We start from the raw sequence: 15,274 nt of genomic DNA on the forward strand, positions 1-15,274 counted from the left end.
GTTAATGCATTCTCGGTTAAAGCGTCATGTGAACGGCGCATGTCACGGCGAGAGCGACTTTTACGGTTTTGCTGAACGGCCATGATGGCTCCTTACAAAGATCGAAAAAATGGATCAGAACAAATTCGATTGTCTTATACTTGGGAGTATAACACAAAAATTAGTTAAGTTTACCCTTCAAACCTGCCAAAACATCAAACGGGTTATCCCGCTTTTCTTCAGCAGCCTCTTGAACGGCAGGCTGATGCTTATGTTCACAAGCGTCATGCTTAGGAGACAACGGCAGCAGCAATAACAATTCATCCTCTATCAGCGCAAGTAAATCAGCGGTTGCAGGCGCATCATATGTGCCTTTAACTGTTGCTTCACTTTCACCTAAAACGATGAAATCAGCATCCTCATCCAAGCGCTCTATCAGTGACTCGTCATCCACGAGAGCCAGATGAAAATCTGAAACCAGTTCAATTTCAACCGCGCCTAAACAGCGCTGGCATTCCATCGGAACTTTAGTTTCAGCATGGCCATCCAGCCAAACAACGCGATGATAAGCATCCATTGATAGCTTACAGTCTATACTGATCAATTGATCATCAATTGATCCAACAGCTTCACGGGCAATGCGAACAAAGCGGGATAATGGCAGGGTTCCTGTCCATTTAAAGCCTTGTTCGGCCCATTTAAACGGCTCAATCTGTGCCGGAAAGGTATTTGCTGACATAATTAAGGCGGCAATTCTACAAATTCATCAGTACTCTGTCAAAGATTAAGATACAATTTTGCACTTATTTAGACAGACCATTTGGGTAATTCAAGTCATGCATCTGTTGCAGCCGCAAACAGAAGTGAATGTTTCATCACTTGTGAGCACACTTTCAACCGCCGATTCTGACATTTCAGCCAAGCCAGCGCAACTCTCGCAATGGGCGAAATTATCGGCAGAACCGGATCAGGTCGATTGGCTCATCTTACACTTTAATCACTGGTTTTCCCACCTAAATGTCATTTTGGTCAAAGGTGACTTCGAACCTGAATATTTTCCGGCAGATGGCGGCGCCCCTGCCCGCATTCAATTTGCCCACGGTTTCTTCAACAGCGCGCTGCATGAAATCAGCCACTGGAGCATTGCCGGCGATCAGCGCCGCCTGCTGCCGGATCTCGGCTATTGGTATGCGCCGGATGGCCGTACGCGCGAGCAGCAGGCTTTATTCGAACAGGTGGAAATCAAGCCGCAAGCCATTGAATGGCTGTTTGCACAGGCTTTTGGACGCAAATTCCGCGTCTCGCTGGACAATTTAACCGGTGACGGCGGCGATGGCGCAGCCTTTAAAGACAATGTGCATGCCCAGCTGCAGCGCTATTTTTCCGGTGAAGCGAAACTGCCGAGAGATGCGCAGCATTTTATTGACTGCATCTGCGCCTGCACGCGAAATGGCAAAACATTACAATCGAATGAGTTTCTGCGTGAAATGCTTGATTAAATTACACAAATCTACGCATGATGCATTGCGCGCCCAGATATTGCGCATCCATAATAGACACAGCTGTATCATTGTCTGCTTTAAGGCTTGCCTCAAACCGGCAGCCAAACGATAAGAATGGAGGACCAGATATGCTGCATTTACGCGTACATCCCGACAATCCTCAACCCCGCTTGATCAGTCAGGCTGTAGAGCGCATCCGCGCCGGCGATGTGATCGTCTATCCGACCGATGCCGCTTACGCCATTGGCTGCCAGATCGGCAATAAAAATGCCATGGAGCGCATTGCGCAAATCCGCCAGCTGGATGCCAAGCATCAATATGCCATTATCTGTTCAGACCTGTCTGATATTGCCACTTATGCCAAAGTGGACAATGCCATGTACCGTCTGCTGAAGAGCAATACCCCAGCCATTACCACGTTTATTCTGCCGGCCACCAGCGAAGTGCCGCGCCGTCTGATGCATCCGAAAAAGAAGACCATTGGCCTGCGCATTCCGAGCAACCCGATCTGCCAAATGCTGCTGAAAGAACTGGGGGAGCCGCTGCTGACTTCAACCTTAATTCTGCCAGGGCAGAATGACCCGATTGATGATCCTTATGATATTGAAATGCAGATCGGCAAGCTGATTGATGTCCTGATCGATGGCGGTTTGGGCACCTTAAATACCACCAGCATTGTCAATCTAGCTGGAACTCAGCCTGAAATCATCCGCCGCGGCGCCGGTGATGTCAGCGCATTTGAATAGCGTTAAACAAATCATTTGCGGAAGCCCTTCAGGAGGCTCTCAATATGGATTTATTTCAGGTGCTGCTGAACATCAGCCATTTTAATGGCAATGAAACCATTTATGCTGTTGAGCCTTGGACACCAGAGTCTGAGGTCCAAGTGATTCTCGAACCGGCAGCAGGAATCATCCAGCTGAATCAAGGTGAACTGGTCTTTGAATATTTTTTAGAGATTGATTTGCTCCAAAAAATGCTGCAGAACAGCCCATATTCAAACCTCTGCTTGCGTGATCAGTGCCTGCGTGTCATTGAATATGTCATGCAGAATGCTTAAAGCCGATCGGCCCAACCTGCAGCCAGCAGATCAATGCTGCTGATGCAGCTGCATAAAATCCTGCAGGCGGACTTTTTGCTGGCCAGACGCATCAAAATTATCCGCATTCAGCCAGGCCTGATAGGCTTGTTCCAGCTCAGGCCATTCATCATCCAGCATCGAAAACCATGCGGTATTGCGGCTGCGGCCTTTGACAACATAATGCTGGCGGAACAGCCCTTCATAGCTGAAGCCAAAACGCAGCGCGGCGCGTTTGGAAGGCTCATTCAAATCATCACATTTCCACTCAACCCGGCGATAGCCTGCGCTGAAGCAGACGTTCAGCAATAAATATATGGTTTCGGTAGCCGCGGCTGACTGCTTCAGCTGATGTGAAAAATACACATTGCCGATTTCCGCTGCGCCATGCGCAGGCTGTATATTCAGCAGCGCGGTCCAGCCCACGGCACGCCCATCAAGCTCAATGACATAATGCTGTGAATTGCTAAAACCGAAAGCGCGCTGCAGATCAGCCTGTAAGGCTTCTGCGCTGGCCATCGGCGGATAAGGCAAATAGGTCCAGCAGCGTGCATCCGGTTCTGTGCGGACACAGTCCCACAGCTGCTGCAGCCTGGCTTCGCTGAATGCCTGCGCCGAAAAAGGCAGCAAGCGGACCCTCTGTCCATGCAGCATTGCAAAGCAGTGTTCCGGCTGAATATTCAGCTGTACCGGCAGGCCAACGTGCTGGCCAAATTCATTTTGTTTATTTTTTTGGTAATTTTTCATCGCAGTCCGATCTATTTTTATGCATCTACGCTGTTGAAAAGGCATCATACCGCACAACCGGCCAGGCTATTTTGACTAAAAATGCGAACTGCACCGCCATTTTTTCGGCAATTCAAGGAATTTTTTAAGGAATTCGCCCTGCTGTGATTTATTTCAAGGCGCTTTTCCATTAGACTACCGCCATACTTTATCTTTGCTTTTTCTCATCACCTGCTGACACGCTCAGTCCCGATTTGATTTGAAATCGCTATTCATGCCTTTGAAAATTCGCGTGGCCTATAACTGCAATGAATCAACCTATCCATGAACCCGTGGAGCAATCTGCACACATCCGTGTATTGGATGAGTGGCAGGATACGATTCCAGAGGATTTGTACATTCCTCCTGCCGCATTTGAAATTCTTTTAGAACATTTCGAAGGCCCACTCGACTTTTTAATTTATCTGATTCAAAAAAACGGTTTTGATTTGCTCCAGCTGGACATTGCGCCGATCGCGGCTCAGTACCTGTCCTATATGGATGCCATGAAATCGCTGAACATTGAACTGACAGCCGATTATATGGTGATGGCGGCCCTGCTGGCCGATTTAAAATCCCGCCTGCTGCTGCCAAAACCGAAAAATGTATCGGCTGTTGAAGCCGATCCAAAACAAGAACTGATCGACCGTTTAGAAAACTATTTACGCATTAAGCAGGCCGCCGAACGCCTGGGTCAAATGACCATTTTAGAGCGCGACACCTTTGAAACCAATGTCGCTTTAGGTTATGTGTCCTTCAGCAATGACGGCTATGATGCCAGCCTGCTGCGCGATGCGATCCTGTGCGTTTTCAACCGTCCAGAGCCTGTCGTGCATCAAGTGCTGCAAGAGCCGGTGCTGCTGGAAGAGCGCATTGCCTATATCGAAAGCAAGCTGCAAAGCGGTGAGGTTTTAGAATTTGAAGCGCTGCTGAAACCCAGCCAGGGCCGTATGGGCATGGTGGTGACGTTTATGGCGATTTTAGAACTGACCCGTCAGCAACGCGTCAGCATTATTGCTTCTGGTGTAGAAGCGCCGCTGGCAATTCAAGGAGTTCAAGCATGAGCAATGACATGAATTATGAACTGAATTTAGACCAAGCGCCGCAGCCGGAAGACACCCATGAAGTGCTGATGCAGCTGGAAGCCATTATTTTTGCCAGCGATACGGCTGTTTCTGTTGCGCGCTTAAAAGAAGCTTTTGAAAACCGCTACAGCAAGCAGGAACTGCGCCAGTTTTTGCAGCAGCTGACACTGCTGCAGCATGGCCGGTCAATTGAATTGGTTGAAACTGCGCAAGGTTACAGATTTCAAGTTCGCGCAAAATATCGTAATATTATTGTACAAACCTGGCCTGAACGACCATCTCGTTTATCGCCATCGCTGCTCGAAACCCTCGCTGTGATTGCTTATCATCAGCCAGTGACGCGGGCGGACATTGAACAAATTCGTGGAGTCACCAATAACAGCCAAATGCTGCGCACGCTGTTTGACTGGAACTGGATTAAAGAATCCGGTTTCCGAGAACTCCCTGGAAGACCTGCGTTGTTAGTTACAACGCCACAATTTTTAAATGCTTTTGGCCTTCACTCTTTAGGTCAATTGCCTCCCCTTCAGGATGCCAAGGAAGCTTTTATGGTCCTCGATGCACATGCGCCGAAATCATAAATAGGTGAACTGTAGATGATAATTTCTAAGGTTATGCTGTCATGAGTGAAAAATTGCAAAAGGTGCTTGCACGTGTTGGTTTGGGTTCTCGCCGTTATATGGAAGAAGTCATTGCCGCTGGACGTGTAAGCGTAAATGGCCAAGTGGCCCAAGTGGGTGAACGCATTGAACCGGGCGATGAGCTTCGCATCGACGGCCGTAAAGTGCAATTCCAGATTGAAGATGAAATCCGCCGCCGTGTGCTGATTTACTACAAGCCGGAAGGTGAAATCTGTTCACGCAGCGATCCGGAAAACCGTCCGACTGTGTTTGAGCAATTGCCTCAAATCACCGGTGACCGCTGGGTAATGGTGGGCCGTCTGGACATCAACTCAACAGGTTTATTGCTGTTCACAAATGATGGCGAACTAGCAAACCGTTTAATGCATCCGTCAAATGAAATTGAGCGTGAATATGCTGTACGTGTTATGGGGGAAGTAACACCGCAGCTGAAAAACAACATGCTCAAAGGCGTGACGCTAGATGACGGCCCTGCGAAATTTGAATCATTCACTGAAATTGGCGGTGACGGTATTAACCGCTGGTATCAAGTTGTGGTGAAAGAAGGTCGTAACCGTGAAGTACGCCGGATTTTCGAATCTCAAGGTCTAAAAGTAAGCCGCCTGCTACGTACACGCTACGGCACTGTAATTCTGCCTCGCGAACTGCGCACTGGCCGCTGGATGGAATTAGATAAACAAGATATCGACAACTTAACCAAGTCTGTTGAATTAAAACCACGTCAAGGTACTGGCTTGTTTGGTATGGCAAAACGCCGCAACGAACGTATGCAAGACAAACCGATGGCTGCGCGCCGTGGTGGTTTCTTACGTCAGCAGCGCCGTGACAACGAAGAAGAAACACAGCAAAAACCAGTGTATGGCCGTGAACGTGAACGCCGTGATGATATGAATCAATATGGTCAGCGCCGCGACAATAAAGGTCAGTTTGGTCAGCAGAATGAACGCCGCAGCAACGGCAACCAAGGCACATATGGTCAACGCGACCGTCAGGAAGCTCCTGCAAACCGCGAGCGCCGTGACGACAATTTTGGCAACCGCGACTTTGGCAATCGTGAACGCCGTGATGAAAATGCACCGCGCAAGCCATACGGCACCAAAAAAATCTTTAAAAAGTTTTAATTCAAAACTGAAAAAAACCGCTCAATGAGCGGTTTTTTATGCCTGCTTAGCAATAGCTGAGCAATTTGATTTAAAGCGCTGGAATATCAATCCACTGTGCATGTGGAAAATGCTGCGCCAAATAGCCTTTCAAATAATCTGCCGTATCTTGTGAAATTAATTTATCTTGCGATTCATCATTGAGATTATAGGCCAGCGCATACAGTTCTATATTTCTGCTTTTTATTGCTTCTAAGCTCAAAATCGTATGATTGATACTGCCCAAACGCCCAGAACTGACTAAAATGACGGGCAGCTGTTTTTGCGCCACATAATCAATGGTCAGCAAGCGCTCGGTTAATGGCACCATCAAGCCGCCAGCACCTTCCAAAAGTACAGCATCATACAGCATAGTTAATTGCTGTGTTGCATCTTCAATTTTTTGAAAATCAATCTCACGACCATCAATTTTAGCGGCCAAATGCGGCGATGCTGGATAACTGAATATCTCAGGCATGGTCAGCTTAGTATCATCTTCTAGAAACCAGCCCATTTGCATAATTTCACGGTGCTGCTCAATATCTTCTGACACATCAATATTGCCCGTTTGAATCAGCTTTTGGGTGATGGTTTTAATGCCTTGCGCATTCCACAATTTGGCTAAATAGCCAGTAGTAAAAGTCTTGCCAATGCCGGTATCAATGCCGCTAATAAAATAAACTGGCGCTGTCATAAACGTCTCCGTGCAATGCAATAAATTGGGTGATAACTCAATGTATACTGCGACAGTCCCGCAGCATTACGCTGAGAAAATTGCTGATAATCTTGATAAAACTGTGCCAAAGACTGTTTAGTCCAGCGGTGCTTAGCGGAGCTGGCCGTCACGCCGGTCGCTTTCAAATGCTGCAGCACCGCTTTGGGGTGTTCAAAATGAATAGTTTGTACACTTTCAGAAATGTGCACCACATCAAAGCCTGTTTCATTCAGCACATTTTGTATTTCTGCTAATGTCAGATAATTCAGCCCCTGTCCTGTCAGCGCTTTAATTTCCTGCAAATTTTTTGCACCAAAAGTCGAAAAGCACAAATAACATTGTGGAATTAAGGACTGCTGCACACGCTGCATCAAGGCAGGAAAATCACTCATCCATTGCAATGCAGAGCTAGACAGCACCAAATCCAAACGCTGCGGCAAAGGCAACGCTTCAATATCGCCAATCAGCCAATCGATCTGTGTCGCTGGATATGCTGCCGCGGATACATGCTGCTGAATTTCAGGATATAAGTCATTGAGTGTGAATTGATGAATCTGAGCATGCTGCAGCAGTAAATGCGTCATACGGCCTGAACCGCAGCCGATTTCTAGCGCATGAGTAACATTTGTTTGAGAGCAATGCCGTGCAAATACATATTGCTGTATCAATTGCATTAACTGCTGGCAAATCTGCTTTTGCACAATAGCATGCGCATCATAGCTCTGATGCGCTTTGGCAAAACGCTGCGCAACGTGGGCTTTTTCAATATGGGACTGCTGCATCTGCATGCTCTGGCTCAAAGCAGCGTCGCCAGCTGATCAATCTCAGCTGCTGATATGGATGCCGTTAAAGAAATGCGCAAACGGGAACTGTGCTGCGGCACCGTTGGCGGACGCACCGGCATGATATAAAACCCTGCCGCCTGCAGCGCTTTGGCTTGAGCGACGGTTTTTTGCGACTCACCGATAATCACCGGCACAATATGCGAACTGGACGGGCAGTCATAGCCTTGGGATAGAACGGCCTGCTGCAGCTGCCGGCTGATCTGCAGCAGATGCTGGCGTTTTGCATCCAACTGCAGCACTTGGCGCAAAATAAAATCGGTCCACGCCATGCAGATGGGCGGCTGCGCGGTGCTGAAAATCAGCGGGCGCATGCTGTTGATCAAATACTCACGGATCACCGGATGGCAAATCAAATAACCGCCGACAGAGGCCATCGCCTTGCCGAAAGTGCCTACTAGAAGATCAATCTCATCGATTACAGCATACTGCTCTGCACAGCCTAACCCCCGCTCTCCACGCACACCGATTGCATGTGCTTCATCGACATATAGCATGACTTTGGCAAATTGCTTTTTAATCCGCACCAATTCAGCCAAATCCGTTTCATCACCATCCATACTAAAAATCGATTCAGTCACCACGATGATCCGCTCTATCGCCGCATCTTCATGATATTTTTCCAAAAGCTGGGTCAGATGAATCAAATCATTATGGCGATAACGCACATATTTAGCCGTGGATAATCGAATGCCATCAATCATACTGGCATGTACCAGTTTATCCGCCAAAATCAGGGTTTTACTGTCAGCCAGTGCAGGCAATATCCCGATATTCATGTGATAGCCACTATTAAACAAGAGTGCCGCCCGACCATGAAAGGCGTGGCTTAAACTGGCTTCGAGCTGTTCATATTCAGGAAAATTCCCCGTCAATAAACGTGATGACGATGAACTCATCCAACGCTGTGCATTCAGCGTTTCATCAAAAAATTGTTCACGAAGCTGAATATCTGCGGCCAAACCCAAATAATCGTTCGAAGCTAAATTCAACATGCGCTGCTGATTGATGGTGATGTAACGATCTTGCTGAAGATTGGCGCTAAATTGACGTAGATTGCCTTGTTGTTTTAATTGATCGAGCTGAGTCGAAAAATGATCAAGCAAATGTGTGCTCATGCTGCTTGCTCCATATTTTCCACCACTTCCACCAATTGCGCTAACAACGTTTTGAGTTCTGGTTCAGAAATCACATACGGCGGCATGACGTAAACCAATTTTCCAAATGGACGAACCCAAATGCCACGGCGGACAAATTCCTGCTGTAAGCTTTGCATGTCGACCTTAAAGTTCAGCTCCACCACGCCAATGGCGCCGAGCACCCGCACATCCTGCACGTGCTCCAAACGATTTAAAGCGGACAGCCCCTGCTGCAGCTGGCATTCAATGCGCTGAATATTGGCCTGCCAATCCTGTGACAGCAGCAGCTGCGTGCTTTTCAGCGCCACGGCGCAGGCCAAAGGATTCGCCATAAAAGTCGGGCCGTGCATAAACACTCCCGCTTCGCCTTGGCTGATGGTTTCCGCAACCTGCTTGCTGGTCAGTGTCGCTGACAGCGTCATATAGCCTCCCGTCAAGCCTTTGCCGATGCACATAATGTCTGGCTCGACACCGGCATGTTCCCAAGCAAATAGCTTGCCAGTGCGGCCGAAGCCGGTGGCGATTTCATCAAAAATCAACAGCACCTTATATTTTTCACACAGCAGTTTGGCTTGGCGTAAATATTCAGAATGGTAAAAACGCATGCCGCCCGCACCTTGCACAATCGGCTCAAGAATTAGTGCTGCAATACTGGCATGATGCTGCGCCAAAGTTTGCTCCAGTTCGGCAATATCTTCAGGATTCCACACTGCATCAAAAGCGGTTTGCGGTGCAGGCACAAAGATGCGGTTAGGCAGGCTGGAACCAAAAATCTGATGCATGCCCGTCACAGGATCGCACACCGACATGGCATTCCAAGTATCGCCGTGATAGCCCGAGCGCGGCGTGACAAAATTGGTTTTGTTATTTTGGCCCTTTGCAGTCCAATACTGCACCGCCATTTTCAGCGCCACTTCGACCGCTACCGAGCCGGAGTCGGCATAAAAAATTTTGGTTAAATTAGGCGGCGCAATCTCTAAAAGCAGTTTTGCCAGCTGAATGGCAGGATCATGGGTCAGGCCGCCAAACATGATGTGCGACATCTGCTGCAGTTGATCGATTGCCGCTTGATTCAGTTCAGGATGGTTATAGCCGTGAATCGCGCACCACCAGGAAGACATGCCATCAATCAGCTGGCGGCCATCGTCCAGTTCAATGATTGCGCCATAGGCTTTTTTGACTTTGAATGCCGGCAGCGGATGCGTCATGGAGGTATACGGATGCCAAATATGCTGCTGGTCAAACTGCAGATCTGTTAATTCAGTCATCTTTCACTCCATGAAAAGGCGTTTACATCAATTCAGCACGATGTTAAACCTGCACGCTTGAAAAATAAATTGCGAGATAAGTCAGTTATCCGGTTGTTTGTTTAATTTTCTTTAAATATTGGCAGATTTTGCAACTTATGCTTTCAAACTCAAACAACGGCATGCCGTGCGAGCCGCCAACCAGCTCTGTCTCTAAAAATTCCACAGCGAAATTTCGAAGATTCCGCTCAACTTTGTAACTAACTAAATAATCCTGCTTGGCAAACAGGTGATATTGATGACCTGAATAGTTTTTTAAGATACTGACATTATTCAATTGTTCAAGACAATTCAGCCCTGCGCGCAAAGTGTCTAAATTCTGCGCCTGAATCAAACTTTGCAAAGTCAAAAAATCCTGCTTGGTGTTTGGCGTGCCTTGGCAGACCATAAAGCCGAATTTTTTTAAAGTCGCAATCGCATCGGCTTCAAAAGACTGCTTAAAGTTTTGAAATGCCGGCTGATCCATGGCGGTTTTCCATTCGTCATTGGCCACAAAACACGGATTGGATGCCAAGGTAATCAAAATTTTCTGTTCGGAAAATTGCTGGGCAATGTGATCCGCCAAGAGCGTTGCCAATTGGCCGCCCAAGGACCAGCCAATGATCACATCAAAAGCCCGCGCCCGTTCCACCTGCTGCTGCAGAATTTCGGGATCCAGCGCATTGAAAATATTGATCAGCTCGACTTGATGGCCCTGCTGCATCAAAGCTTCCTGTAAAGGCTGCAGCAATTTGGTGCCGCCGCCCCAGCCGGTAATAAGTAAAATACGCTGATTCAATGCAAACTCGAAGATCATGAATGATTTGAAACAGTATAGAACGTCGCACTCAGCAGCGCTATTTCAAATCACATCTGAAATCTGCTGCCGCGGCAGGCGGCCTGCATGTCTTGGTTGCTCAAGAGCGATAAGGATATCCCTATTGAGCAGCAAAAGATTCTGCTGCTTTTGCCCTATCCAAAGTAAAAAAATGCTGTAGATATGGCCAAAGATCAGATGCTCTGATGAAAACAAACAGCTGAGCCGCTTTAAAACAGCCGATAGCTTATTCAGCTGGATACTCCTTGCTGCAGCATGCCCCTCTCATCCTGAGCAAAGCTAAAAGAATGGCCTTTTGCTCAATGCTATCTGAAAATCTGCTACGATCTAGGCAAAATGACCTAAAAAGTACGCGCCATGAAAATAACTGCACTCATGCAAATCAGCTTGCTCACCTTTGCGGCATCCAGCGCTTTTACTGTTCCCGCCTATGCTGAAAATTCGATCTTTAATGCGTTAAACAGCGATCAAAAACAATGGATAGCGAAACCTGCGCCCGCGTTCAAACTGCAGGATCAACACGGCAAATGGCATGATTTAAAACAATATCAGGGCAAATGGCTAGTGCTGTATTTTTATCCTAAAGATAATACCCCCGGCTGCACCCAAGAAGCCAATCAATTTAAAGCGCTGTACCCGCAATTTGTAAAAAACAATGCAGCAGTACTGGGCGTGAGTCTGGATGATGTGGCCTCCCATCAAAAATTTTCTGAAAAACTGGGCCTGCCTTTTCCAATTCTGGCTGACAGCAATCACCAATTGGCAGATCAGTTAGGCATCGTGCGCAATTTCGGCATTGCCAAAATCGCCAAACGGGAAACGTTTCTGATTGATCCGCAAGGCTCGATTATCTACCACTACAGCAGTGTCGACACGCAAACCCACGCTTCGCAGGTCTTGGCAGATATTCAAAAATTGAATAAGAAATAAAACGGCTCTCCATCCCTGAACCATAAAAAAAGCCTTTGGACACACATCCAAAGGCTTTTTTATTCAGCTGAGTTTTGCCTTTAGGCAAAACTCAATTTGAAAAACAGATCTTACATTTGAGACTGAATATAGTTTTGCAGACCAATCAATTGAATTAGACGCAACTGTTTTTCCAGCCAATACGTATGGTCTTCTTCGGTATCTGACATTTGCTGACGCAGCATATCGCGGGTGACGTAATCGCCTTTTTCTTCACACAGCTTCACGCCTTGCGCCAGTTTTTCACGCACATGGTATTCAAGCGCCAAATCGGCTTTTAAGCAGCTCACTACATCTTCACCGGTCACAATATCGTCGCGGTTCATGTTGGGCGTTCCTTCCAAGAACAGCACACGGCGGATGATCGCGTCAGCATGCTGCGCTTCTTCCTGCATTTCGTGATCAATGCGCTCATAAATCTTAGAAAGGCCCCAATCTTCATACATGCGGGAATGAATCAGGTATTGATCTCGGGCAGCCAGCTCGCCGCCGATCAGCATATTTAAGTAGTCTACGACTTCTGGATTGCCACGCATTTTCTTTACTCCATACCCTTTTCAAATATTATGGACAAGTTCTCAGGTGAATGCAAAATATAATTTTTGTAAGTTTATGATTTATATAAATTTTAAATGATAAACATACGCATTTGCAGTTCAATTCCACGCAATTTCCACATATAAAATAAGCCTTTGCAGAATATTCAAAGCGCTTAGAACACGAAATAATCAAAAATCGCTGAATGCTGTTTTTTGTAACAATTAACAATGCGTCTTGTTTAGCACAAATATCGCCTGATTTATTCAACACGCCACGCTTGAGCTGCTTGCACTTATCAATATAGGAAACTCTGTACTGATGCTTTATATACTGCAGTCAAAGACAAAGCTGATATTTCCAAAGAAGACCGGCTTAAGCTGAAGTCCAACGCGCATTCTTCCACGCTTGCTGTTGCGTTGAATCTAGAAAAGTCCAAGCGACAAAACGGCTTTCTTTTTGTCCCTGCGTCATTTTAATGGTTTTCACATCCACTGCTCCGCTCTTCGCTAAGGCATTTAAGAGCACAGGCAATGTTGTTTTCTTGGAAACCAGCGTACTAAACCAAAGGCATTGCTCAGCAAACTGAATGCTCTCTTGCACCATTTGGCAGACAAATCGTTCTTCGCCGCCATCACACCAGAGTTCGTTTTTTTGACCGCCAAAGTTCAACACCACCTTGGTTCGATCAACTGGCTTGCCCAGTTTTCTTAATTTTTGAGTTGCTGTCGCGTTTGCTTCATCCTGCGAGGCATGAAATGGCGGATTACACATGGTCAAATCAAAACGGTCTGAGGGTTTAATCACGCCGTTGAAAATATTGCTCGCTGTCTTCTGCAATCGAATCTGAATCCCTTTACGCAGATTCGGATTTGCCTCCACAATAAATTGAGCGCTTTTAACCGATGCAAAATGAATGTCTGAGCCGACAAATTTCCAACCATAGCTCCGATGACCAATGATCGGATAAATACAGTTCGCGCCAACCCCAATATCCAACACTTGAACGGCGTGTCCTGTTGGAATCTGCGCTTTATTGCTGGCACTCAGCAAATCCGCTAAATAGTGGATATAGTCCGCTCTGCCCGGAATAGGCGGGCAAAGAAAATTTTGAGGAATATCCCAATATTGAATGCCATAAAAATGCTTGAGCAACGCTTTATTGAGCATTTTTACAGCGTGTGGATCAGAAAAATCTACCGATAAATCGTTATATTTATTGGGGCTGACAAAAGGTGCAAGTTCCGGACAACTCTTGATTAACTGAGGAAAATCATAACGACTGCGATGCAGATTTCGTCCATGTAATTCCGATTTTTGCTGCGGAAAAGATTTCTTTGCTTGCGCCATGTGTGTGCCAATCATCAACGGGAGAACAGAATCATCTGATAAGGCAGGATCTATACCTGCAAATTAATCGATATTGTACGTGAATTTGACCATCAATGACGCCCCTATCCTTTTATTTGTCTATCCAGCATTCATCCCATCTTATGGTTTTTTGAAATCAATAAAAAATCGCTTTTGCAGCGTTTACATGAAATTTCTGCTGAATTTAGAGTACATCAAACACAATAATAAAAATATATTTTTTCAAATTAATCAAAGACAAAACTATATATTCTCAATATGATAAAAAATGAGTCAATTGAATTTGAAGAATATGAACACCCAGACAACAACACAGATACTCGTCACGGGCGCCACAGGCTATATCGCCAGCTGGGTCATTAAGAATTTGCTGGAGCAAGGCTGCACCGTGCATGCCACCGTTCGGGATTTAAATAAGAAAAAGAGTTTTGCCCATTTAGAAAAAATTGCCGCGCAAAGTTCCGGTTCGCTGCAGCTGTTCCAAGCCAATTTGCTGGAGCCGCATTCTTTTGACGCAGCCATGCAAGGCTGTGAAATTGTCATCCACATGGCCTCGCCTTTTGTGGTGACCAACTTTAAAGATGCGGTGAAAGATATTATTGAACCGGCCATTTTAGGCACAGAAAATGTGCTGAATAGCGTGAATAATACCGCCTCGGTCAAGCGCGTTGTGGTGACGTCCAGTATTGCTTCGACCTATGGCGATGCCATTGATATTCGTAAAACAGCAGACAATATCTTTGATGAGTCACACTGGAACAGCACCAGTTCAGAAACGCATCAGCCTTATTCATATTCCAAAGTGATGGCGGAGCGTAAAGCGTGGGAGATGCAAAAGGCGCAAAACCGCTGGGAACTGGTCTGTGTCAATCCCGCCTTGGTGCTCGGCCCGTCGCTGACGGCAATGACCAAATCTGGCAGTGTCGAAGTCTTGGAACAGTTTGCCAATGGCATGACGCTGGCCGGTGTTCCGCCGATGTGGAACGGCATAGTTGATGTGCGCGATGTCGCGGATGCGCATTTGCAGGCAGCGTTTAACCCTCAAGCGTCAGGCCGTTATATCATCAGCGGCGGCACACTCAGCCTGCTGGAAATGGGCAAAATTCTGCGCCAGCACTTTGGCCCGAAATTTCCTTTTCCACGCAATCAATTGCCGAAAGCGGCCTTTAAACTGTTTGGGCCATTGGCGGGTTTTCCACGTAAATTTGTTGAACTGAATATGGGTTATCCGATTTACTTTAATGCTGAAAAAAGTAAGAAAGAATTGGGCATTGAATATCGAGATATTGAAAACAGTGTGGTTGAGCATTTCCAACAACTGTTAGATGATGGCGTAGTCAAAAAATATATTCCTTAAACCAAATCGCAAAAACTATTTGTTGAATAAA

Annotated in this window: 17 protein-coding genes and 1 pseudogene; 8 read left to right on the plus strand and 10 right to left on the minus strand. The window is 46.5% G+C overall.

Annotation, left to right across the window (positions count from 1 at the left end; genetic code table 11):
* Nucleotides 1-83 (minus strand): 50S ribosomal protein L32 (gene rpmF, locus ACE3T3_RS11865; protein ID WP_374667293.1); only part of this gene is annotated, 83 nt, incomplete at its 3' end.
* A gap of 77 nt (nucleotides 84-160) precedes the next feature.
* Nucleotides 161-718 (minus strand): DUF177 domain-containing protein, encoded by a 558-nt coding sequence (locus ACE3T3_RS11870; RefSeq protein WP_374667175.1) that lies wholly within the window; start codon nucleotides 716-718, stop codon nucleotides 161-163.
* Between the two features lie 97 nt (nucleotides 719-815).
* On the opposite strand from ACE3T3_RS11870, the gene ACE3T3_RS11875 reads away from it, so the two are divergent.
* From ACE3T3_RS11875 to ACE3T3_RS11885, 3 genes are all read left to right on the plus strand, one after another.
* The gene (locus ACE3T3_RS11875) at nucleotides 816-1,478 is read left to right on the plus strand and encodes an elongation factor P hydroxylase (RefSeq protein ID WP_374667177.1); all 663 of its coding nucleotides are present in this window, start codon (nucleotides 816-818) and stop codon (nucleotides 1,476-1,478) included.
* A 131-nt stretch (nucleotides 1,479-1,609) separates the two neighbouring features.
* Nucleotides 1,610-2,227: an L-threonylcarbamoyladenylate synthase gene (locus ACE3T3_RS11880; protein WP_374667178.1), complete on the plus strand. Its 618-nt coding sequence runs from the start codon at nucleotides 1,610-1,612 to the stop codon at nucleotides 2,225-2,227.
* 44 nt (nucleotides 2,228-2,271) lie between these two features.
* Nucleotides 2,272-2,541 carry a hypothetical protein gene (locus ACE3T3_RS11885; protein ID WP_374667180.1) on the plus strand — a complete coding sequence of 90 codons (270 nt, stop codon included), beginning with the start codon at nucleotides 2,272-2,274 and terminating at the stop codon, nucleotides 2,539-2,541.
* Between the two features lie 30 nt (nucleotides 2,542-2,571).
* Here ACE3T3_RS11885 and ACE3T3_RS11890 read toward each other — a convergent pair whose 3' ends face one another.
* The gene (locus tag ACE3T3_RS11890; protein ID WP_374667182.1) at nucleotides 2,572-3,306 is read right to left on the minus strand and encodes a GNAT family N-acetyltransferase; all 735 of its coding nucleotides are present in this window, start codon (nucleotides 3,304-3,306) and stop codon (nucleotides 2,572-2,574) included.
* Nucleotides 3,307-3,593: 287 nt separating this feature from the next.
* Between ACE3T3_RS11890 and ACE3T3_RS11895 the strand changes: the two genes are divergently transcribed.
* The 3 genes and pseudogenes from ACE3T3_RS11895 to rluB all read left to right on the plus strand — a co-directional run.
* Nucleotides 3,594-4,388 carry a ScpA family protein gene (locus tag ACE3T3_RS11895; protein ID WP_374667184.1) on the plus strand — a complete coding sequence of 265 codons (795 nt, stop codon included), beginning with the start codon at nucleotides 3,594-3,596 and terminating at the stop codon, nucleotides 4,386-4,388.
* Nucleotides 4,389-4,396: 8 nt separating this feature from the next.
* Nucleotides 4,397-4,990 (plus strand): SMC-Scp complex subunit ScpB, encoded by a 594-nt coding sequence (gene scpB / locus ACE3T3_RS11900; RefSeq protein ID WP_374667295.1) that lies wholly within the window; start codon nucleotides 4,397-4,399, stop codon nucleotides 4,988-4,990.
* 41 nt (nucleotides 4,991-5,031) lie between these two features.
* Nucleotides 5,032-5,889, plus strand: a pseudogene (gene rluB, locus ACE3T3_RS11905) (23S rRNA pseudouridine(2605) synthase RluB); the annotation flags it as partial.
* A 352-nt stretch (nucleotides 5,890-6,241) separates the two neighbouring features.
* Here rluB and bioD read toward each other — a convergent pair.
* The 5 genes from bioD to ACE3T3_RS11930 form a co-directional block, all read right to left on the minus strand.
* Nucleotides 6,242-6,883 carry a dethiobiotin synthase gene (gene bioD, locus ACE3T3_RS11910; protein WP_374667186.1) on the minus strand — a complete coding sequence of 214 codons (642 nt, stop codon included), beginning with the start codon at nucleotides 6,881-6,883 and terminating at the stop codon, nucleotides 6,242-6,244.
* Nucleotides 6,880-7,686, minus strand: a complete 807-nt coding sequence (gene bioC, locus ACE3T3_RS11915; RefSeq protein WP_374667188.1) for a malonyl-ACP O-methyltransferase BioC — start codon at nucleotides 7,684-7,686, stop codon at nucleotides 6,880-6,882. Before bioC ends, bioD begins: the two co-directional genes overlap by 4 nt.
* A 14-nt stretch (nucleotides 7,687-7,700) precedes the next feature.
* The gene (locus tag ACE3T3_RS11920; protein WP_374667190.1) at nucleotides 7,701-8,864 is read right to left on the minus strand and encodes an 8-amino-7-oxononanoate synthase; all 1,164 of its coding nucleotides are present in this window, start codon (nucleotides 8,862-8,864) and stop codon (nucleotides 7,701-7,703) included.
* Nucleotides 8,861-10,153 carry an adenosylmethionine--8-amino-7-oxononanoate transaminase gene (gene bioA / locus ACE3T3_RS11925; protein ID WP_374667192.1) on the minus strand — a complete coding sequence of 431 codons (1,293 nt, stop codon included), beginning with the start codon at nucleotides 10,151-10,153 and terminating at the stop codon, nucleotides 8,861-8,863. The genes ACE3T3_RS11920 and bioA overlap by 4 nt, the downstream gene beginning before the upstream one ends.
* Nucleotides 10,154-10,238: 85 nt before the next feature.
* Nucleotides 10,239-10,988 (minus strand): hydrolase, encoded by a 750-nt coding sequence (locus ACE3T3_RS11930; protein ID WP_374667194.1) that lies wholly within the window; start codon nucleotides 10,986-10,988, stop codon nucleotides 10,239-10,241.
* 378 nt (nucleotides 10,989-11,366) lie between these two features.
* Between ACE3T3_RS11930 and ACE3T3_RS11935 the strand changes: the two genes are divergently transcribed.
* Complete coding sequence (locus ACE3T3_RS11935; RefSeq protein ID WP_374667196.1) at nucleotides 11,367-11,939, plus strand: peroxiredoxin; 573 nt, start codon at nucleotides 11,367-11,369, stop codon at nucleotides 11,937-11,939.
* Between the two features lie 110 nt (nucleotides 11,940-12,049).
* Here the strand turns inward: ACE3T3_RS11935 and bfr are convergent, their stop codons facing one another.
* Nucleotides 12,050-12,514: a bacterioferritin gene (gene bfr, locus ACE3T3_RS11940; RefSeq protein ID WP_374667198.1), complete on the minus strand. Its 465-nt coding sequence runs from the start codon at nucleotides 12,512-12,514 to the stop codon at nucleotides 12,050-12,052.
* Between the two features lie 376 nt (nucleotides 12,515-12,890).
* The gene (gene rlmF / locus ACE3T3_RS11945; protein ID WP_374667200.1) at nucleotides 12,891-13,865 is read right to left on the minus strand and encodes a 23S rRNA (adenine(1618)-N(6))-methyltransferase RlmF; all 975 of its coding nucleotides are present in this window, start codon (nucleotides 13,863-13,865) and stop codon (nucleotides 12,891-12,893) included.
* 289 nt (nucleotides 13,866-14,154) lie between these two features.
* Here rlmF and ACE3T3_RS11950 point away from each other — a divergent pair, with 289 nt between their 5' ends.
* Nucleotides 14,155-15,243 carry an SDR family oxidoreductase gene (locus ACE3T3_RS11950; protein ID WP_374667202.1) on the plus strand — a complete coding sequence of 363 codons (1,089 nt, stop codon included), beginning with the start codon at nucleotides 14,155-14,157 and terminating at the stop codon, nucleotides 15,241-15,243.
* Nucleotides 15,244-15,274: the final 31 nt, after the last annotated feature.

The organism is Acinetobacter sp., from assembly GCF_041919735.1.
GTDB lineage: Bacteria > Pseudomonadota > Gammaproteobacteria > Pseudomonadales > Moraxellaceae > Acinetobacter.